The organism is Bacillus sp. FSL W8-1202 (assembly GCF_038006165.1).
Taxonomy (GTDB): domain Bacteria; phylum Bacillota; class Bacilli; order Bacillales; family Bacillaceae; genus Bacillus; species Bacillus subtilis.
Window position 1 is genome coordinate 58,730 of record NZ_JBBOUR010000001.1, and the last position, 18,343, is coordinate 77,072.

The window sequence follows — 18,343 nt, forward strand, 5'->3', positions numbered from 1 at the left end:
TAACGCTTTCTTGTAGACTGTAACAAACAATACATGGGGGTGTATGACATGGGAGCAATTCCAAAAACGGGGACAATTTCACCTGAGCAAAAAGACTCACAGGAGAAAAACCTGTTTCAAAAAATTTGGTCTTGGGAAATCGGTGTGATTCCTTTGCCATTATACACAGTATTAGCTGTTATTATTATTCTTGCAGCCTATTACAATGAGCTGCCGGCAAATATGCTTGGCGGGTTTGCCATCATTATGATTCTTGGTGTGTTTCTCGGAGACATAGGCCAACGCATACCGATATTGAAGGATATAGGCGGCCCTGCTATTTTATCTTTGTTTGTTCCTTCATTTTTAGTCTTTTACAATGTACTGAATTCAACATCTTTAGACGCTGTAACCAACTTGATGAAAACGTCTAACTTCCTTTATTTCTATATCGCTTGCCTTGTTGTGGGAAGTATCCTCGGTATGAACAGAATTGTTTTAATACAGGGGTTTATCAGAATGTTCGTTCCACTGGTTGCAGGAACGATCGCGGCCGTTGCAGCCGGCATCCTTGTCGGATTTATTTTTGGCTATAGTGCCTATGATTCCTTTTTCTTTGTTGTTGTCCCGATTATTGCCGGGGGAATAGGCGAAGGAATTTTGCCGCTTTCAATCGCCTACTCACAAATACTGGGCTCATCTGCTGATGTATTTGTGTCTCAGCTGGTTCCAGCCGCAATTATAGGAAATGTTTTTGCTATCATATGTGCAGCCTTAATGAAAAAGCTTGGCGATAAGCGTCCAGATCTAAATGGGAACGGACGTCTCGTAAAATCTAAAAAAGCAAATGAGATTTTCAATCAAAAAGAAGTCGAAGCAAAAATTGATTTCAAATTAATGGGAGCAGGAGTTCTGCTCGCGTGTACATTCTTTATTTTTGGCGGGTTATTGGAGAAATTCATCTTCATCCCGGGCGCGATCTTAATGATTATTTCAGCTGCGGCTGTCAAGTATGCAAATATTCTTCCGAAAAAAATGGAAGAAGGCGCTTACCAGCTTTATAAGTTTATTTCTTCAAGCTTTACATGGCCGCTGATGGTCGGTCTCGGCATCCTCTTTATTCCGTTAGATGACGTAGCGTCTGTGATTTCTATTCCGTTTGTCATCATTTGTATTTCAGTTGTTATCGCGATGATTGGTTCTGGATATTTTGTAGGCAAGCTGATGAACATGTATCCGGTTGAATCCGCAATCGTTACCTGCTGCCACAGCGGCCTCGGTGGAACAGGTGATGTTGCCATTTTATCAGCATCAGGAAGAATGGGCCTTATGCCGTTTGCCCAAATTTCAACCCGTCTCGGCGGTGCAGGCACAGTTATTTGCGCGACAGTGCTGCTTCGTTTTTTCACTTCATAAACAGAAAGAGTTCCGTTTTATGCGGAACTCTTTTTTTATTTATTCACAATCCGAATATACTCTCGGGGACCAAACGGCAGATCCTTTGATTCCATCTCACTCATTCTGGCTGACAGGTGGTGCTCCAGTAAATACAGCTCCCACTCATCACTAGCCGCCACACCGCTGCGCCCGTCATATTGATTCAACATGAATGCCCCTGCAAATACTGAGCAGAATAAACCTGAGCACATCACGACTTTTCTTTTCACATGACCAGCTCCTTACCTTCAGCTTGATCAGGATTGATTTTAAATATACAAATAACCTCTTTTTTGTTAGACTTATTTTGAGGTCAAAAGAACTCATAAAACCCATTACAGCAGTTCGAAGCGTGGCAGCTTGCAGAAAAGTGCGATATAATTTGGACTAGGTCGTTTGACCGTATATTTCATACATAGCGCATTTTTCAATTGAGAACGAGAAAAGGAGGTCTTATCTTTGCAGCTCTTACATCTTGCTATTTTATCGCCTTTTTTATTTGCTTTTATCATTCCCTTCTTGGCAAAATACGCAAAAAGAGTGCATACGGGCTGGTTTGTGTTGATCCTGCCCGTCTTGCTGTTTATATACTTTCTCCCAATGATCAGGATGACACAGTCTGGAGAAACACTTCGATCGGTATTAGAGTGGATTCCGTCACTCGGCATTAACTTTACCGTTTATATAGACGGCCTCGGGTTATTATTCGCTTTACTGATCACAGGCATTGGCTCTTTGGTCACTCTTTACAGCATTTTTTATTTATCGAAAGAAAAAGAACAGCTTGGGCCCTTTTATGTCTACTTATTGATGTTCATGGGCGCCATGCTCGGCGTCGTTCTAGTAGACAATGTCATGGTTCTCTACATGTTCTGGGAGCTTACTAGCCTTTCATCCTTTTTGCTGATCGGCTATTGGTATAAGCGGGAAAAGTCGCGCTATGGCGCAGCCAAATCACTTTTGATTACGGTCAGCGGCGGGCTGTGCATACTCGGCGGATTTATTCTCCTTTATTTGATAACGGATTCCTTCAGTATTCGAGAGATGGTTCACCAGGTTCAATTAATTGCCGGCCACGAATTGTTTATCCCGGCTATGATTCTCATTTTATTAGGGGCTTTTACGAAATCAGCGCAATTTCCTTTTTACATCTGGCTCCCTGACGCGATGGAAGCTCCGACGCCTGTCAGCGCTTATCTCCATTCAGCTACTATGGTAAAAGCCGGCATTTATGTGATTGCGAGATTCAGTCCTATTTTCGCCTTTTCAGCTCAGTGGTTTTGGATCGTGTCCCTCGTTGGCCTCTTTACGATGGTTTGGGGTTCATTCCATGCCGTGAAACAAACTGATTTAAAATCGATTTTGGCGTTTTCAACCGTCAGCCAGCTCGGCATGATCATCTCCATGCTCGGAGTCAGTGCTGCGGCCCTTCATTACGGACATACAGAATATTATACAGTTGCCGCTATGGCTGCCATTTTTCATTTGATCAACCACGCAACCTTTAAAGGAAGCTTGTTTATGGCAGTCGGGATTATCGATCACGAAACAGGCACACGGGATATCCGGAAGCTAGGCGGCCTGATGGCGATTATGCCGATTACTTTTACCATTTCCTTAATCGGGACATTTTCAATGGCCGGCCTACCGCCGTTTAACGGATTTTTGAGTAAAGAAATATTTTTCACAAGCATGCTTCGCGTGACACATTTCGACCTGTTCAACGTGCAGACATGGGGCGTTCTGTTCCCTGTTCTCGCCTGGATCGGAAGTGTATTTACGTTTATCTACAGCATGAAATTGCTGTTTAAAACATTCAGAGGAAATTACCAGCCTGAACAGCTTGAAAAACAGGCTCACGAAGCGCCTGTCGGCATGCTCGTACCACCGGTCATTCTTGTCGCTTTGGCTGTCAGTCTCTTCTTTTTCCCGAATATATTGTCGTACAGCCTGATAGAGCCTGCGATGAACTCAATCTATCCGACACTGCTTGCCGGCCATGAGAAATTCCACGTTCACATTTCACAGTGGCATGGGGTTACAGCGGAATTGCTCATGACTGCGGGTATTGTTGTGATCGGAACAATTGGTTATTTGTCGCTGAATAAGTGGAAAGGAATCTATAAACTGTTTCCTTCGAAACTCACACTCAATCGGTTATACGATAAGCTTTTGACTCTGATGGAGAAAGGCTCTTACCGGGTCACAAAACAATATATGACCGGGTTTTTAAGAGATTATTTGCTGTATATCTTCGCTGGTTTCATCATTCTGATAGGCGGAGCTTTTGCCATTAAAGGCGGATTTTCATTTAAAACGGAAGGCATGGCTAAAATCGGTGTATACGAAATCATTTTGACGCTTGTCATGATCAGCGCCACAGTGGCGACTGTTTTTGCTAGGTCAAGACTGACGGCGATCATTGCACTCGGTGTTGTCGGTTATACGCTTGCATTGTTTTTTGTCATTTTCAGAGCGCCGGACTTGGCATTGACTCAGCTCGTCATTGAAACGATTTCTGTGGCACTGTTTCTGCTTTGCTTCTACCATTTGCCGAAACTGAGGCTGAAAACAAAAACGAGAACGTTCCGGATGACGAATTTTATCATTTCTTTAGGCGTCGGTGTTATCGTTACTCTGCTCGGTATCGCATCCTCAAGCCAGCGGACAAAAGACAGCATTGCGTCCTTCTTTGTCAAACACAGCCACGATCTCGGCGGAGGGGATAATGTCGTCAATGTCATTCTTGTTGATTTCAGGGGATTTGATACAATGTTTGAAATTACGGTATTAACAATAGCCGCTCTCGGCATTTACAGCATGATTAAAACAAAAGTAAAAGAGGAGGGGAAAAGCGGTGAATGAACAAAAAACAAATGACTTGATTCTTCAAACCGCGACAAAGCTTGTATCCTTTATCATTTTGCTTTTCTCTTTCTATTTATTTTTATCAGGGCATAACGCGCCCGGAGGAGGCTTTGTCGGCGGACTGATCACGTCCTCTTCCATCGTTCTCTTGCTCTTGGCGTATGATTTAAAAACCGTGCGTTCCCTTTTGCCGGTCAATTTCATTTATGTCGCGGGAGCCGGCCTTCTGCTCGCTGTATTAACAGGCGTTGGCTCCTTTGTCTTCGGGGCTCCTTTTTTAACCCACACATTCGGATACTTTCAGCTGCCGATCCTTGGGAAAACGGAGCTCGCCACAGCGACGATATTTGATTTAGGCGTTTATCTTGTTGTCGTAGGCATAACGATGACCATTATTCAAACGATTGGAGAGGAAGAATAATGGAAATCTTAATGGCTGTATTAGCCGGTATTATTTTTATGGCTGCTACGTATTTGCTGCTGTCTAAAAGCCTGCTTCGCGTCATTATCGGAACAGCACTGTTAAGCCATGGCGTTCATTTAATGCTTTTGACTATGGGAGGATTAAAGAAAGGCGCCGCTCCGATTTTGAGCGAGCATGCCAAATCATTTGTCGATCCGCTTCCGCAAGCCCTGATTTTGACCGCAATTGTCATTTCTTTTGGCGTTACGTCATTCATCCTCGTCATGGCCTTTCGCGCTTATCAGGAATTGAAATCGGACGATATGGATCAAATGAGGGGAAATGATCAACATGAATAATTTTGTTATTTTGCCAATCCTGATCCCGCTTTTGTCGGCTATTCTGCTGATTTTCATGACGAAGAATCTTATGCTCATGAGAATCTTCAGCACGGCGGCATCGGCCATCGGGATTGTGATTAGCGGCATACTTGTACAGACTGTCTTCACAAAAGGTATCCAGACACTCAGCCTAGGCGGATGGAAAGCGCCGTACGGCATTGTGCTTGCCGCAGACCAATTCGCCAGCCTTCTCGTTCTCACAACAGCGATCATCGGTTTATTGGTTGGGCTTTATTCCTTCCGTTCTATCGGTGAAAAACGGGAGCGCTCCTTTTACTACTCCGGCATTCAGTTCTTGCTTGCCGGCGTCAGCGGAGCGTTTTTAACAGGCGATTTATTTAATATGTACGTATTTTTTGAGCTTCTGCTTATTGCTTCCTATATGCTGATTGTATTAGGCGGCACAAAAATTCAGCTGCGGGAATCCCTTAAATATATTGTGTTTAATATCGTATCGTCTGCCCTGTTTGTCATAGGGGTCGGCTTTTTATACGCTGTAACCGGCACGTTAAACATGGCGGATCTTAGCGTGAAAATCAGCGAATCAGGACAAACCGGGCTGATCACTGTGATTGGTGTCCTGCTGCTTTTGGTATTTGGCATGAAGGGCGGAATCTTCCCCCTCTACTTTTGGCTTCCAGGCTCTTATTACGCGCCACCGGCGGCAATCTCCGCGTTGTTCGGCGCTTTGCTGACAAAAGTCGGGTTATATGCGATTGCGAGGGTTTTCACATTGATTTTTATTCACGATACAGCCTTTACCCATCAGCTGATGATTTGGCTGGCGACGCTGACTGTGATTTTTGGTGTCATCGGTTCACTCGCTTATTCGAATGTCATGAAAATTGTGATCTATAACATTATTACCGCTGTCGGCGTGATTTTGTTCGGTGTGGCAGTACACACCCCCGCATCCATTCAGGGCGCGATCTACTATCTGATTCACGATATGCTGATTAAGGGCGCTTTGTTTATGCTGGCAGGTACGCTGATCGCATTGACTGGAACCGCGAGCCTGCATAAAATGGGCGGGCTGATCAAACGCTATCCTGTTCTTGGATGGATGTTTTTCATTTCCGCTATTTCTCTTGCAGGCATTCCGCCACTGAGCGGATTTGTCGGCAAATTTAAAATTGCAGAGGGCGGCTTCGCAGAAGGTGAATTTACGATATCCATGCTGATTCTGCTTTCGAGTCTGCTCGTACTGTACTCTGTGCTGAGGATCTTTATACATGCGTTTTGGGGCGAAGAAAAAGAAACGCCAAAACCAAATCATCGAACAGCTAAAGGACTTCTTTATCCGGCAGCTATTTTTCTCTTGCTGTCTCTTCTCTTCGGGTTGGGTACAGAATGGGTGTCGCCTTACGTTGATCAAGCGGCCGAGACGCTGCTGAATCCGGAAAAATATATCGAAGCTGTTCTGAAGGAGTAGATCGCATGGCATTTCAAATTTTATTAAATGTGTTTCTCGCTTTTTGCTGGATGTTCTTAAGCAACAGTCCAAGCGCCGCAGGATTCATTACAGGCTATATTCTGGGCATGCTCTCTCTCTTTTTCTTCCGGCGCTTTTTCACTCGCCAGTTTTATCTATGGAAATTGATTTCTATCATCAAGCTCTGTTTCATTTTTATAAAGGAACTGTACCTTGCCAATGTCAGTGTGATGAAATCAGTCTTATCTCCAAAACTGAATATCAGACCGGGTATTTTTGCTTTTAAAACTGAACTGACGAAGGACTGGGAAATCACCCTGCTTTCTCTGCTCATTACATTAACGCCGGGAACCTTGGTGATGGATATTTCAGATGACAGAACAATACTTTATATTCATGCAATGGATATCGAGGATGCGGAAAAAGCGATTTTTGATATTCGGGAGTCATTTGAAAAAGCCATACAGGAGGTGAGCCGGTGATGTTTACGCTGATCCTGCAAATCGCGCTCGGCATTATGGCAGTGTCTACCTTTTTGTATGTCATTCGTGTCATTAAAGGGCCGACTGTGCCTGACCGGGTCGTGGCTCTGGATGCAATCGGCATCAATCTGATCGCAATCACGGCGCTTGTCTCCATTTTGCTGAAAACAAGTGCGTTTTTGGATATTATTTTGCTGCTGGGGATTTTATCGTTTATCGGAACGATCGCATTTTCCAAGTTCCTGGAGAAAGGAGAGATTATCGAAAATGATCGAAACCGCTAAAGTCGTTGTGGCTGTATTCATTTTGCTGGGTGCTCTTGTATGCCTCATTGCTTCATTTGGCGTACTTCGCCTTCCCGATGTGTTTACACGCGCTCATGCTGCTTCTAAAGGCTCAACATTGGGTGTCAATATGATTCTGCTTGGTGTCTTCTTCTATTTGTGGTTTGTGACGGGGGAACTCTCCGCTAAAATCCTGCTTGGGATTCTCTTTATCTTTATTACGTCGCCTATCGGCGGGCACTTGATCTGCCGTGCTGCGTATAACTCCGGCGTCAAGCTTGATGAGAGAAGCGTACAGGATGACTATAACGGAATCAGAAACTTTGTGATTAAACGAAAAGAGGATTATTATTTATAAAAATAAGCAGCCGGACAGGCAGAGTTCCGGCTGTTTTTTTATTTCTTGATGACAGCCAGCGTGCATCTGGATATACAGATCAGCCTCTCTTGCTCGTCATATATGTGAATGTGATAGACAATCGTCGTTCTGCCGATATGAACGGGCTCGGCTATCGCCTTTACCGTTCCTTCCTTTACAGATTTTAAATGGTTGGCGTTAATCTCCAAACCGACACAAGCCTGTGTTGAATGATCAATCAGGTTCTGTGCACCTGCGCTCGCCGCTGTTTCCGCCAGGGCCACTGAAGCGCCCCCATGCAAATATCCGAACGGCTGCACCGTCCGATGATCCACCGGCATGACCGCAACGCATCGTTCCGCTGTGTTTTCAACAATCTCTATACCAAGCGCTTCAAGCAATGTGTGTTTCGTATCCATCATCTACACCCCCAACATTTAAAGTACACCGTCTGATTTCGCAATCAAAACCGCTTCCGTCCGTGAACCGACATTCAGCTTATTAAAAATCGATGTCAAGCTGTATTCAATGGACCGCTTGCTTAAATGAAGGGCATCTGCGATTTCTTGGTTTGTAAATCCTTTTTCAACTTCTTGAAGAATCAGGCATTCTCTAGGTGTGAGCACATCTTGTTCTTTTTGAGAGGAAGGAGCCGGCTTTGTTTTTTGCTGAGTCATCAGCTGTTTAAAGTAAGCAAAATCGACTAAAATTTCTCCGTTGAGTACGTGGTATATGTATTGGGTGATCTTTTCTTTAGATTCCGTTTTGCTGATGGCACCGTGCAGACCCGCACGAATCGCTTCCTCGAAATAATCCTCGACCTCATAACCGGTATACACGATAATTTTACAATGAGGATTCTCTTGTAAAATCTGTTTAGAAAGCTCCATCCCATTGACCTCGCCGCCTAGATTCAGATCCATTAAAATGAGATCATATGACGAGAAATCATGCTGCTTGATAAACTGTTCGCTCGGTTCAGGACTGAGACAATCAACAGACAAATTCGAATCCGTTTCCAAAATTGTCTTGGTGCCTTCCATGACAGCCGGATGGTCATCAATCACTAGTATCTTTTTCATGTTTTCCTCCCTTTTACTCACTCTTTTCCATTTTATAAAAAAGACTTGGCCTGTGCCAAGTCGCAGTTTGTCGACAAAAGGGGTTCGGAATGGTCTCATTCCGAACCCCTTTTTAGCTTTTTATGGGATTTTAAGCTATTTAATAAAAAGACAGACCTCTTCGAGTTCATCATTTAGGCCATTTTTGGACCTTGCCACGTCCAGTTGGCCATCTTCTTCAGGTTCATGGCAGCGAAAGTAAGCATCGCCTGCATCGACAATTTTTTAAGTCCCCTTAACGTTGTCCAACGCATGCCATGCTTTTCTTTTCCATCTGCGAATACACGCTCAATGGTTTCTTTACGTTTGGCATAAATCTCTTTCACCTCTGCGTGATAGCGAAGATGGTCTGCCTCTTCTACGTATTCCTGCCAAATATGACGCGTCACCACTTTCTGGTGGTCTTTACTCTCCGTACATCTGGCTAAAAATGGGCATGTCGCACAAATCTGTTTTGGCGATTTGTACTCCCGATATCCTTCTTTATTCGTTGTCGAGTAGGCCAAGATCTCACCTGCCGGGCAAAGATAACAGTCAAAGTATTCGTCATACACATAGTCATGTTTTCGGAAAAAACCTTTTTTCGTACGTGGTCGTGTGTATGGCAAGGCAGGGGTCATCCCCTGTTCCAATAAGTAACGGGTAATCGCAGGAGTTTTGTACGCGGCATCTGCGGCGACCGCTTCAGGCTTTCCGACTCTCTCTATGACCTTTCCGACCAATGGCTCTAAAATCTGACTATCATGTGTGTTGCCAGGTGTGACCATGGTGCCAAGCACAAAACCGTTACGATCCGCGGCTGCGTGAAAAGAATAGGCGAACTGCTTCGTCCGTTCATCCTTCACATAGTAACCACTCTCTGGATCGGTGGTGCTTTCTTTGATTTCTTTCTTCTCTTCCTTCTCAAACTTGTCCGGAGGAAATGTTTTTTTTCCGTGATCTTCCCGGTCCTGGTTAATCTCTTCTTGAAGGCGTTCCTGATACGCGCGTGTCTCTTTGCGAACGACTTTCTTTTCAAATTTGCGTTTGTTCGCACTCGCTTTAACATGGGTCGAATCCACGAAAACGTGCTCGGCACTGATTAGCTTTTTCTCGGCAGCTTCCTTTAAGATGCGATAGAAAATCTGTTCAAACAGATCGGTATCTTTAAAACGGCGTTCATAGTTTTTTCCGAACGTAGAGAAATGAGGCACTTTATCGTGAAAACCATACCCAAGGAACCAGCGATAGGCCATATTGGTTTCCACTTGTTCAATCGTTTGGCGCATGGACCGGATTCCAAACGTGTATTGAAGGAAGGTCAATTTAATTAAGATGACAGGATCAATACTGGGACGACCGATTTCTGAATACATGTCCTTCACCAAGTCATAGATGAACGAAAAATCAAGTGCTGCCTCTATTTTACGAACCAAGTGGCTGGCCGGTACCAATTGATTTAACGTAATCATTTCTAATTGATCTCGTTGAATGGGATTATGTTTCGAAAGCATGTCAATCACCTCAAGTTATGTAGTACTTCCATTGTAAAATAAAAAAGACTGTAGGCAAACTGGATTTCTTCCAGTTTGTCTACAGTCTGAGACTTGGCCTGTGCCAAGTCGTTTCCGTTATAAATCCATTACAATTCGATTTCAATATCAGCCTTAAAGCCCTTTCCTTCACTTGTTTCAATCCGAAGGCGCCCATCTAAAGCCCTGACTCTCTCCTTAATGCCAGAAAGCCCCATGCTCATGGAATGCTCAGTATTCTTTTCCTGATCAAACCCTACGCCATCATCCTCATAATGAAGAACGATTTTGTTTTGAATACTGATGAGCATAATCAGCACATCCGTCGCCTGAGAGTGCTTGACCGCATTAGACAGAAACTCTTGAATGATCCGGTACAAATTCAGCTGCGAATCCAGATCAAGGGAAGCCGTAAATCTCCCGGTATTTAAACGGATATGAAACGGAACCCGCTCCTGCTGCTGCGCCACCAGCTTCGACAGCGCCTTCACCAGCCCAAGATCATACAGAAGCTGCGGCCGCAGCTCATGACACGTCTCCCTCGTCATCGAAATCACATCAGACATCTGCTCATTCATCTGTACAAGCTTGTCCTGCACCTCTTCACGGCACGGATTATCATCCTTCTTGAAATCACCCAAAAACAGCTCACACTGGCGTTTTAAGGAAATCAAATCCTGAAGAACCGAATCGTGGAGATCGCGGGCGAGTCCTGAACGCTGTTTTTCTTCGATTGCAAACATTAGCTTTTTCAGCCAGATGGGGTTGGTTCCCTCTTGTTTTAAGTCCTTCAAATGTTCCATGAGCTCCTCAATATGCATAACATTTTCCATGGACACACTTGTATAGAAGGACAGTGTTTTCAACCATGATATCTCATCCCGTGTTAGCCGAGGAGTGTTAATATTAGATAAACAAAGCAGAACATAAGAACTTCCGCCTCGTTCACCAACTTTCATAAGAAAGCCTTGATTGACTTCTATAATTTTCCCGATTTCTGATGTTACATTTTCAAACTCCTCTTGATAAAGATGCCAGTCCGGTCCGATTTCATGCTTATCTAAAAATATCACTTTGTGATCAGGAGTAACCTCAAAGGTATAAGCTTTGCTTACAAGCAAAACATCCAGTATAGTATTTTTCAGTTCTTTAAAAACTTGTTGAAGAGAAGTTACACCCCTCATTAGCTGAGTATATTTAAAAATACTGTCCTGATAGTTGAATTTTTCGGAGAAACGTTTTAACCGAAATTTAAAATCCATGACCTCTTTAAAATAAAAGACAGCGAACATGACAACGAAAAAAAATACCGTTTGGCGCACAGGGTTCATCTGAATTTTCATTACATCTAACCAAACTAATGCTCCAACTATAAATAGAGTTGGTATCATAGCAAGTAGAGCGTAATATCTCATTCTTCCTAAAATAAACTCTATATCAAACATTTTATTCGCTACAAATTGATACACTAAACCAAACGGAATAAGTACCAGTAATGATGCAGAGACTAATGCAGGGAAAACATAATTACCAGTAAATATTATTGGAAGAACATAAAATATCAAAAATGGAGCAAATGATAGAGTGTTTGTTAAAATTAATAATTTAAGAATAAACGAATGCTCAGCATATTTATATTTATTAAGATGAAAGTATATCGACGAAAAAGCAAATAGAGTCAATATCGCAAAAGAAACCAAGTTAACAGTCGCTAAAAAATCAATATCAACTTGTAAATAGGCTCGGAAAAACTCAATTCCAAGATTAAATATTGGTATGATATAAAGAAAATAGATTCTATTCAAAAAAGCTTTTCCTATTTCTCTAAGATATCCTTGGATAAATTGAAGATAAAGAATAGGAGAAGATATAAAAGTAAACAAGTTAATATACCGATTGATTCTATGTCCTCTAAATGGTCCGCCTGCACTTATATAAGCAATAGAAATGTCTAATAACAATAGAATAAGAATATAACCAGCAAATGATCTTCTTATTTTATTTACCTTAAGTATATAAAAAATACATATTATGCTTAAAAAATAAAAAACCAAAGGAAGTACGAACAGAAAAAAACTATAAGGTCTATTTAGCGTAACTAAATCAAAATCTTTGAGATGAATCTTTTTTCCACTTCTCAAATTATCCAGACTGTTAATATGACTCAAATATCCCCATTTCAAATGTTTGTCTGAAGGTTTTTCTTCATTAATTTTTAATATGATATCTCCCTGTCTCAAACCAACAAATTGTCCATATGAAGATTCTGATATTTCTTCTATCACAAATTGACTTTTATCATTTTTAAGAACCTTAGTTCCAATAATAATTCCATTCATTGTTATATAAGTTATATAGAATATATAGAGGATGCTCAACACAATTACAGCTAATGTGAATTTTTTTATTAAGTTCTTCAATGTAAATCCACCTATTAACCATCCCATTCACGGGTTATTGGGCCAGACAAATAATAATCATTATAAGCTTTAATTATTGTTTCTGTTTCTTGCACATCAAAACCTATAAGGCAGGCTTCTTTATTTTTCAATTTTTTTAAAACCTCAGGATAATTTAAAAAGTAGTTAATTAGGTCTTGCATCTTTATCCCCCTTTTTATAACTCAATAAGCCTTCCTTTATTAACTCTTTTTTTTCTTTTTCTAAATTTAATTGTTCTATAGCAGAAAAACATTTCTGTATGTATATCTGCAATAATACCGAAATGTATTGAGTAACTCCTGCCTTAATTAATTTTTCTTCGAATTTATCTTTTTCTAATAATGCTTTATAATATAAATCTTTATGTGAAAATAAGTATAATAATTCTTCCGAAGCATTATTAAATAATCGCTTAAGATATAAGTAAATCAGTGTTTGTTTCTTTTTTTCAATATCACTGCGTTTCCCGGATAAAAGAACATGATAGTCTCCAGAAATTTGAGCTATAATCCCTTTATAGTAGGAATATCTTTCAACTGTTTCATTATATTCTCCTGTAGCCAATAAAACACCTGCTACATTTGCTAGTGCAATCAGACTTCCACATTTTAATCTAATTACTTCTAAACTTTCATCTTCTGTTTTAGATTTATTAGTGATATCGTCATGTTGACCTTGCATGGCCTCGTTTACGTATTTTAAAACATATTTAAAAATTAGAGGATTGTTATTTAATGAATAAATACTCGTTAATCCTACTGTATACAAGGAAAGTGCTGCATTTAACGACTCTGAGCGATTAATTTTCATCCATAATGCATGGTGATTATCTTCATCTTCAAGATCATCCATAATATCTGATGAAAGAATGAGAATTTCTATTCCCGCGCCAAGCCTTGTTGCAACATCTAAATTCTCCCCTCCAAAAACAACATAATGTAAGATTGCGGATTCAGCAAAGGAGAATGTTTCTTTAGCATCAATAAATGAGTAAAGAAGTTGTGACAAATCCTCGTTAAATATGTTTTGCTCCACAATCTCCTTCATTTTCTCCTTGATCCGGACAGAATCTAAACATATCTGCTCAATAACGACTTCCCCCCTCCCATTCCATTTTACTAAATGGGACATTTAAAGGACAGCAGGTTTTTCGTTTTTTAACAATCATATAATACTTTATCCATTTATTGTATCGGTAGAACGAAAAAAAAGACTTGTTTCCAAGTCTTTTTCACGAAATTTTCATTGCATAATTGTATTTATCGAGTTGATCAATGCTTTTGTTAATGTTTCGTAATGAATCTGTCGTTTCTTTAATATCAAGTTCGAGTCGGAATAACAATTGTTTTACTTCTTCAAGTTTCTTTTCCATCGTTTCCACACTCCTTTTTTTGAAAGATCAATGAATTGTGTATGGTGAACGAGTCCTAGGTATTTGATCTGTTACTAATAGTGTATCTGCTTTCGGCTTATTTTTCACCGAAAAGTATACAAAAAAGTCCTGCGTGACACCGCAAATCTAAATAGGTCCTTATACTCAAAGGAATCACAACAAGAACGGGACTATCTTTCTATGTGAAAGAGCGTTTATATGTGCTGAAATTGAGAAAGATTCTTAATCTCCTTGATTTTAACGGGTTTCGCATTTTCACTAAGCAAGACTATAGTCCTTCATACCGTATTTTCAAAATTGAATATGCGATTCTTGGCGTTTCCTGACCGACAAACACCGAAAAAGACCGCAACGCTAAAGTTGTGGCCTTTTCGCTTTGTCATATTCGGCAATTAGGGATCTATACATATAGAAACATCCTTTTTTGCGAGGTGCTCCCATGAGATATCGTTATCCCTGGTTTTACGTGTATCCGTATGAGGTACGCCGTCCGCCCGCTCCTGCCAACAATATTGATACCTTTATCCGTTCAGCGAGGCAGGCCGCAGGGATATTTGCGGATGCCCAGCTCGTTCTCGGCCGCATTGCGGGCTCGCGGGAGCTCTCGCGCCGCATTCTGACCGCAGCCGAGCAGTCCGATAAACAAACCATCAAGCGCCTGATCAAACAAATGGGCGTCCGGCATGAAGTGGATACGGTCTTTAATCCCGACGGCATCTATATCAGCCTTATCGGAACGCAAAGCCGAATCATTCTTGCTTTGCGGTGGTCAGAGGACCGCAATCATTTTGCGTCCATAAGATTATGACACCATTCCAGAGCCTCAAGATAACATTCATACGCTTCTTCTTTGTCGAGTTGATTGCCTAATTCCGAGCAAGTGTCCCAGTTGTTGCTTTCAATTAATTTCACAAGCTCAAGCATTTGGTAGTAGTCGTTTTGATGGCCTAATAATGCTTGCCCGACTTCATCTTTTAAAGGCAATTCTTGAACAATTTCCTCTATTCCTCTATGCAGGAGGGTGTCTATGAGAGAAAACATTCCGATCAGCATATAAGAAGCAGGCTGCGGCCGGAATGTCTTTCTCGCCAACAGTTCGCAAAGCTTTGCTCTTATCAGAGAAATCTTAATGATTTCGTGCTTGCTGGAATGCCCTTTCCTGCTTAAATCCTTAAAGGAAAGAATATATATCCACCGTTTGATTTCATTAAATCCCAGCAGCATTATGGCCTGTTGAATGCTTTCAATTTTCTGGCTCAAACGGCTGTGGGATGAGTTTAAAAATTTTAAAATTTGATAGGACAGTGATAAATCCCGCTCTATGTACTCTGTCACACGCTTTATGTTAGGCTGCTCTTTGCTCAGTTCGTTAAGCAGTTCATAGTAAGAATAGAAATGAGTCGATAGGTCATGCCCGCTGATGATGCGCGGCTCGCTGAAAAAGTAGCCTTGGAATAATTGAAAGCCGTCTTGGACCGCCTGTTTATATTCTTTTCGGGTCTCTACTTTTTCCGCTAAAAAAATCAGGCCGCGGCAGCCGTAGGTTTGCAAAATTGTTCTGCGTTCCATTCGTGTTGTTTTGAGAAAATCAATTTTCAATATATCAATATAGCTCATGAGTTTTTCCAGTAAGTCCTCATCTTGCGGATTTATTGCATAAAAATCATCAAGCGCCAGCATATACCCCATTTTTTTCAATTCTTTGCATCTAGAAATGAGGGCCGGCGTGATCGGTATATCTTCAAGGATTTCAATGACAAGCTGTTTCGGATTGAAGGAGGTGGGAAGATTCGAAAACATCAGGCTTTCCGTAAAATTAACAAAACAGCGTTTCCCTTCCGTCAGCTTCTCAATTCCGATGTTTAAAAAGCTGTTGATCACCAAATCTGTTGTTGCCTGATCGCCGTCTTTAGCGCTATACACGTTCTCTTCGCTTTCTCTATACAGCAGTTCATAAGCAACAACCTGTTCTTTTCTATTAAAAATAGGCTGTCTTGCAACAAACACCCTCATTGATTTATCCCCCTTACAATACGCGCGGCTTTCACCCCTAAGTATATCAAATAATTTGACGAAAATTGTCTAAACATGAAAAATAATATATACATAAAGAAAACTGGCCCTTCGCGAATGAAAGGCCAGTTTTTCTTTATTCTTCCTCAAGCTCTTCTTCAATTCTGCTTTTCACTTCGTGGATCCGCTGCATTTTATTGCTCCAGCAGTCCTCGCTTAAATCAACCGGGTATTCCTCCGGCTTGCTGATTCTCTTATATTCCTCCCAAAGCAGGCTGAGGTTATCCTGCACATACTGCTGTATGTCTGAAATCTCAGGGTTTTGGTAGCAAAGAATACCCTTCTCAAAAATCAGCTCATGAAGATCCTTCGCATAAAAATTCGTGACAAATTTGCTGATGAATGTATGAACCGGGTGGAACATTCTGAGCCGCTTCTGATCATTCACCTGCTCATCATAAAGCGCAATATAGTCGCCTTCAGAATGATGGTTGGACTGATTAATAATGCGGTAGACTTTCTTTCTGCCCGGTGTCGTCACTTTTTCAGGATTGGACGAAATTTTGATCGTGTCGACCATTTTCCCGTCTTCTTCGATGGCAACAAGTTTATAAACTGCGCCGAGAGCCGGCTGGTCATAGGCAGTGATCAGCTTCGTACCGACACCCCAGACATCAATGCGCGCTCCCTGAGCCTTTAAATTCATAATGGTGTGCTCATCCAAATCGCTTGAAGCAATCACCTTCGCATCTGTAAATCCTGCTTCATCAAGCATTTTCCGGGCTTTTTTTGACAGGTACGCCAAATCGCCGCTGTCCAGACGGATGCCAATGAAATTAATGCGGTCGCCGAATTCCTTGGCAACCCTAATCGCGTTCGGCATGCCTGAACGAAGCGTGTCATACGTGTCAACTAAGAAGACGCAATCCTTATGTGTTTCCGCGTATTTTTTGAAAGCTGTATATTCATCGCGGTAAGCCTGCACAAGCGCATGCGCATGTGTGCCGGAAACCGGGATATTAAAGCGCTTTCCGGCTCTTACATTGCTTGTCGCGCTAAAGCCGCCGATTAAGGCTGCTCTCGCTCCCCACATGGCCGCATCCATTTCGTGCGCCCGTCTTGTTCCGAATTCAAGCGCAACTTCATCACCAATGACGCCTTTAATCCGGGCAGCCTTTGTTGCAATTAATGTTTGATAGTTCACAATGTTGAGCAAAGCTGTTTCAATCAGCTGCGCTTCTACCAGGGGTGCCTCCACCCTCATAATCGGCTCATTGTTAAAAACGAGCTCTCCTTCTTTCATAGAGTAAAGTGAACCTGTAAAAGATAAGCCGCGCAAATATTCAATAAAATCTTCATGATACCCGAGTTCATCCTGTAAATAACTCAAATCGCTATCCGTAAACTTGAAATTTTCCAAGTATTCAATGGCTTTTTCCAAGCCCGCAAATACGGCATAGCCATTTTCAAACGGAAGCCTTCTGAAAAACAGCTCAAAAATCGCTTTCTTTTCATGAATGCCGTCTCTCCAGTACGTTTCCGCCATATTGATCTGATAAAGGTCTGTATGTAATGACAGGCTGTCATCTTTAAATCCGTACTCTAACACTGTTTTTCCCCTTCCTTACTCTGCCACTTGCGCTCCGATGCTGTTTGCAAAATGGGAAAGAGCCCATGCGTGCCCCTCCTGATTAAAGCTGGCAACAGCTTGTTTATGCACAACAATCCGAAAACCTTTGTTGTATGCGTCAACAGCTGTATGCAACACACAAATATCTGTGCAGACACCGGCAAGATGCAGTTCGCCAATCTGCCGTTCTCTGAGTTTGAGCTCTAAATCAGTTCCCGCAAAAGCAGAATATCTCGTTTTTTCCATGTAGTAAACATTAGGTTCATGTTCATGTTTCTGATATAGAGGCAAAAGCTTTCCGTACAGATCTTTTCCTTCCGTGCCTTTTATATTATGCGGAGGAAAAAGACGGGTTTCGGGGTGATATTGATCCCCTTCAGCATGAGAATCTACTGCTAATACGACGTAATCACCGTTTGTGATGAATTCTTCGGTTAAATTGACGATCGCCTCTTCAATCATTCTGCCGGGCTCCCCGCAGGTCAATTTTCCGTCACTCGCCACAAAATCATTCGTATAATCAATACAAATAAGTGCTTTTTTCATAGCCGGCCTCCCCGCCATCAGTATGAGAACATTATATCTTATCT

The 18,343-nt window shown here is 41.8% G+C and carries 20 protein-coding genes and 1 pseudogene; 10 read left to right on the plus strand and 11 right to left on the minus strand.

What is annotated here, in order from left to right:
• Nucleotides 1–48: 48 nt before the first annotated feature.
• On the plus strand, nt 49–1,395 hold the full coding sequence (maeN, locus tag NSQ09_RS00325; protein ID WP_129137871.1) for a sodium/malate symporter MaeN: 1,347 nt from the start codon (nt 49–51) through the stop codon (nt 1,393–1,395).
• A 35-nt stretch (nt 1,396–1,430) separates the two neighbouring features.
• On the opposite strand, the gene NSQ09_RS00330 is transcribed toward maeN, so the two are convergent.
• A complete protein-coding gene (locus NSQ09_RS00330; RefSeq protein ID WP_015251336.1) occupies nt 1,431–1,646 on the minus strand; it encodes a hypothetical protein in 216 nt (71 codons plus the stop codon).
• Nucleotides 1,647–1,875: 229 nt separating this feature from the next.
• On the opposite strand from NSQ09_RS00330, the gene NSQ09_RS00335 reads away from it, so the two are divergent.
• From NSQ09_RS00335 to mnhG, 7 genes are read left to right on the plus strand one after another with little or no spacing between them, the layout of a single operon-like run.
• Nucleotides 1,876–4,281 carry a Na+/H+ antiporter subunit A gene (locus NSQ09_RS00335; protein WP_341030294.1) on the plus strand — a complete coding sequence of 802 codons (2,406 nt, stop codon included), beginning with the start codon at nt 1,876–1,878 and terminating at the stop codon, nt 4,279–4,281.
• Nucleotides 4,274–4,705 (plus strand): Na(+)/H(+) antiporter subunit B, encoded by a 432-nt coding sequence (locus NSQ09_RS00340; RefSeq protein ID WP_003228819.1) that lies wholly within the window; start codon nt 4,274–4,276, stop codon nt 4,703–4,705. Before NSQ09_RS00335 ends, NSQ09_RS00340 begins: the two co-directional genes overlap by 8 nt.
• Nucleotides 4,705–5,046, plus strand: a complete 342-nt coding sequence (locus NSQ09_RS00345; RefSeq protein ID WP_003220730.1) for a Na(+)/H(+) antiporter subunit C — start codon at nt 4,705–4,707, stop codon at nt 5,044–5,046. The genes NSQ09_RS00340 and NSQ09_RS00345 overlap by 1 nt, the downstream gene beginning before the upstream one ends.
• Nucleotides 5,039–6,520: a Na+/H+ antiporter subunit D gene (locus NSQ09_RS00350; protein ID WP_129137872.1), complete on the plus strand. Its 1,482-nt coding sequence runs from the start codon at nt 5,039–5,041 to the stop codon at nt 6,518–6,520. The genes NSQ09_RS00345 and NSQ09_RS00350 overlap by 8 nt, the downstream gene beginning before the upstream one ends.
• Nucleotides 6,521–6,525: 5 nt before the next feature.
• Nucleotides 6,526–7,002, plus strand: a complete 477-nt coding sequence (locus tag NSQ09_RS00355) for a Na+/H+ antiporter subunit E (protein ID WP_003228815.1) — start codon at nt 6,526–6,528, stop codon at nt 7,000–7,002.
• Nucleotides 7,002–7,286 (plus strand): Na(+)/H(+) antiporter subunit F1, encoded by a 285-nt coding sequence (locus NSQ09_RS00360; RefSeq protein WP_003228814.1) that lies wholly within the window; start codon nt 7,002–7,004, stop codon nt 7,284–7,286. Before NSQ09_RS00355 ends, NSQ09_RS00360 begins: the two co-directional genes overlap by 1 nt.
• Nucleotides 7,270–7,644, plus strand: coding sequence for a monovalent cation/H(+) antiporter subunit G (gene mnhG / locus NSQ09_RS00365; RefSeq protein ID WP_041332992.1), 375 nt, complete (start codon nt 7,270–7,272; stop codon nt 7,642–7,644). The genes NSQ09_RS00360 and mnhG overlap by 17 nt, the downstream gene beginning before the upstream one ends.
• A gap of 38 nt (nt 7,645–7,682) precedes the next feature.
• Here the strand turns inward: mnhG and NSQ09_RS00370 are convergent, their stop codons facing one another.
• The 7 genes and pseudogenes from NSQ09_RS00370 to degQ form a co-directional block, all read right to left on the minus strand.
• Nucleotides 7,683–8,063, minus strand: coding sequence for a hotdog fold thioesterase (locus NSQ09_RS00370; RefSeq protein WP_017695528.1), 381 nt, complete (start codon nt 8,061–8,063; stop codon nt 7,683–7,685).
• A gap of 18 nt (nt 8,064–8,081) precedes the next feature.
• The gene (gene comA, locus NSQ09_RS00375; protein WP_003220716.1) at nt 8,082–8,726 is read right to left on the minus strand and encodes a two-component system response regulator ComA; all 645 of its coding nucleotides are present in this window, start codon (nt 8,724–8,726) and stop codon (nt 8,082–8,084) included.
• Between the two features lie 173 nt (nt 8,727–8,899).
• Nucleotides 8,900–10,258, minus strand: coding sequence for an IS1182 family transposase (locus NSQ09_RS00380; protein ID WP_041339714.1), 1,359 nt, complete (start codon nt 10,256–10,258; stop codon nt 8,900–8,902).
• A 128-nt stretch (nt 10,259–10,386) separates the two neighbouring features.
• On the minus strand, nt 10,387–12,696 hold the full coding sequence (gene comP, locus NSQ09_RS00385) for a two-component system sensor histidine kinase ComP (protein WP_341030300.1): 2,310 nt from the start codon (nt 12,694–12,696) through the stop codon (nt 10,387–10,389).
• A 14-nt stretch (nt 12,697–12,710) separates the two neighbouring features.
• Nucleotides 12,711–12,878, minus strand: coding sequence for a competence pheromone ComX (comX, locus tag NSQ09_RS00390; RefSeq protein WP_100505762.1), 168 nt, complete (start codon nt 12,876–12,878; stop codon nt 12,711–12,713).
• Nucleotides 12,866–13,764 (minus strand): annotated as a pseudogene (locus NSQ09_RS00395) (polyprenyl synthetase family protein). The gene comX and the pseudogene NSQ09_RS00395 overlap by 13 nt, the downstream one beginning before the upstream one ends.
• A 184-nt stretch (nt 13,765–13,948) precedes the next feature.
• Nucleotides 13,949–14,089 (minus strand): degradation enzyme regulation protein DegQ, encoded by a 141-nt coding sequence (gene degQ, locus NSQ09_RS00400; protein ID WP_003220708.1) that lies wholly within the window; start codon nt 14,087–14,089, stop codon nt 13,949–13,951.
• A 221-nt stretch (nt 14,090–14,310) separates the two neighbouring features.
• On the opposite strand from degQ, the gene NSQ09_RS00405 reads away from it, so the two are divergent.
• Entirely contained in the window at nt 14,311–14,436 is a 126-nt protein-coding gene (locus NSQ09_RS00405; RefSeq protein WP_003228793.1) for a hypothetical protein, read from the plus strand.
• 113 nt (nt 14,437–14,549) lie between these two features.
• Nucleotides 14,550–14,918, plus strand: a complete 369-nt coding sequence (locus NSQ09_RS00410; protein ID WP_014477834.1) for a hypothetical protein — start codon at nt 14,550–14,552, stop codon at nt 14,916–14,918.
• Here the strand turns inward: NSQ09_RS00410 and pdeH are convergent.
• The 3 genes from pdeH to NSQ09_RS00425 all read right to left on the minus strand — a co-directional run bounded on the left by pdeH (nt 14,894) and on the right by NSQ09_RS00425 (nt 18,299).
• On the minus strand, nt 14,894–16,123 hold the full coding sequence (gene pdeH, locus NSQ09_RS00415) for a cyclic di-GMP phosphodiesterase (protein WP_014480707.1): 1,230 nt from the start codon (nt 16,121–16,123) through the stop codon (nt 14,894–14,896). The two genes, NSQ09_RS00410 and pdeH, sit on opposite strands and share 25 nt — an antisense overlap.
• 136 nt (nt 16,124–16,259) lie before the next feature.
• On the minus strand, nt 16,260–17,732 hold the full coding sequence (locus tag NSQ09_RS00420; RefSeq protein ID WP_003228788.1) for a nicotinate phosphoribosyltransferase: 1,473 nt from the start codon (nt 17,730–17,732) through the stop codon (nt 16,260–16,262).
• Nucleotides 17,733–17,747: 15 nt separating this feature from the next.
• A complete protein-coding gene (locus NSQ09_RS00425; RefSeq protein ID WP_014480709.1) occupies nt 17,748–18,299 on the minus strand; it encodes a cysteine hydrolase family protein in 552 nt (183 codons plus the stop codon).
• Nucleotides 18,300–18,343 lie beyond the last annotated feature (44 nt).

What these genes read in the sequence shown, in the direction of transcription:
- pdeH (WP_014480707.1), bottom strand. Translation starts at nt 16,123, where the DNA reads ATGAGGGTGTTTGTTGCAAGACAGCCTATTTTTAATAGAAAAGAACAG.
- maeN (WP_129137871.1), top strand. Translation starts at nt 49, where the DNA reads ATGGGAGCAATTCCAAAAACGGGGACAATTTCACCTGAGCAAAAAGAC.
- NSQ09_RS00355 (WP_003228815.1), top strand. Translation starts at nt 6,526, where the DNA reads ATGGCATTTCAAATTTTATTAAATGTGTTTCTCGCTTTTTGCTGGATG.
- NSQ09_RS00425 (WP_014480709.1), bottom strand. Translation starts at nt 18,299, where the DNA reads ATGAAAAAAGCACTTATTTGTATTGATTATACGAATGATTTTGTGGCG.
- NSQ09_RS00380 (WP_041339714.1), bottom strand. Translation starts at nt 10,258, where the DNA reads ATGCTTTCGAAACATAATCCCATTCAACGAGATCAATTAGAAATGATT.
- NSQ09_RS00350 (WP_129137872.1), top strand. Translation starts at nt 5,039, where the DNA reads ATGAATAATTTTGTTATTTTGCCAATCCTGATCCCGCTTTTGTCGGCT.
- NSQ09_RS00410 (WP_014477834.1), top strand. Translation starts at nt 14,550, where the DNA reads ATGAGATATCGTTATCCCTGGTTTTACGTGTATCCGTATGAGGTACGC.
- comX (WP_100505762.1), bottom strand. Translation starts at nt 12,878, where the DNA reads ATGCAAGACCTAATTAACTACTTTTTAAATTATCCTGAGGTTTTAAAA.
- mnhG (WP_041332992.1), top strand. Translation starts at nt 7,270, where the DNA reads ATGATCGAAACCGCTAAAGTCGTTGTGGCTGTATTCATTTTGCTGGGT.
- comA (WP_003220716.1), bottom strand. Translation starts at nt 8,726, where the DNA reads ATGAAAAAGATACTAGTGATTGATGACCATCCGGCTGTCATGGAAGGC.
- NSQ09_RS00360 (WP_003228814.1), top strand. Translation starts at nt 7,002, where the DNA reads ATGTTTACGCTGATCCTGCAAATCGCGCTCGGCATTATGGCAGTGTCT.
- NSQ09_RS00345 (WP_003220730.1), top strand. Translation starts at nt 4,705, where the DNA reads ATGGAAATCTTAATGGCTGTATTAGCCGGTATTATTTTTATGGCTGCT.
- degQ (WP_003220708.1), bottom strand. Translation starts at nt 14,089, where the DNA reads ATGGAAAAGAAACTTGAAGAAGTAAAACAATTGTTATTCCGACTCGAA.
- NSQ09_RS00370 (WP_017695528.1), bottom strand. Translation starts at nt 8,063, where the DNA reads ATGGATACGAAACACACATTGCTTGAAGCGCTTGGTATAGAGATTGTT.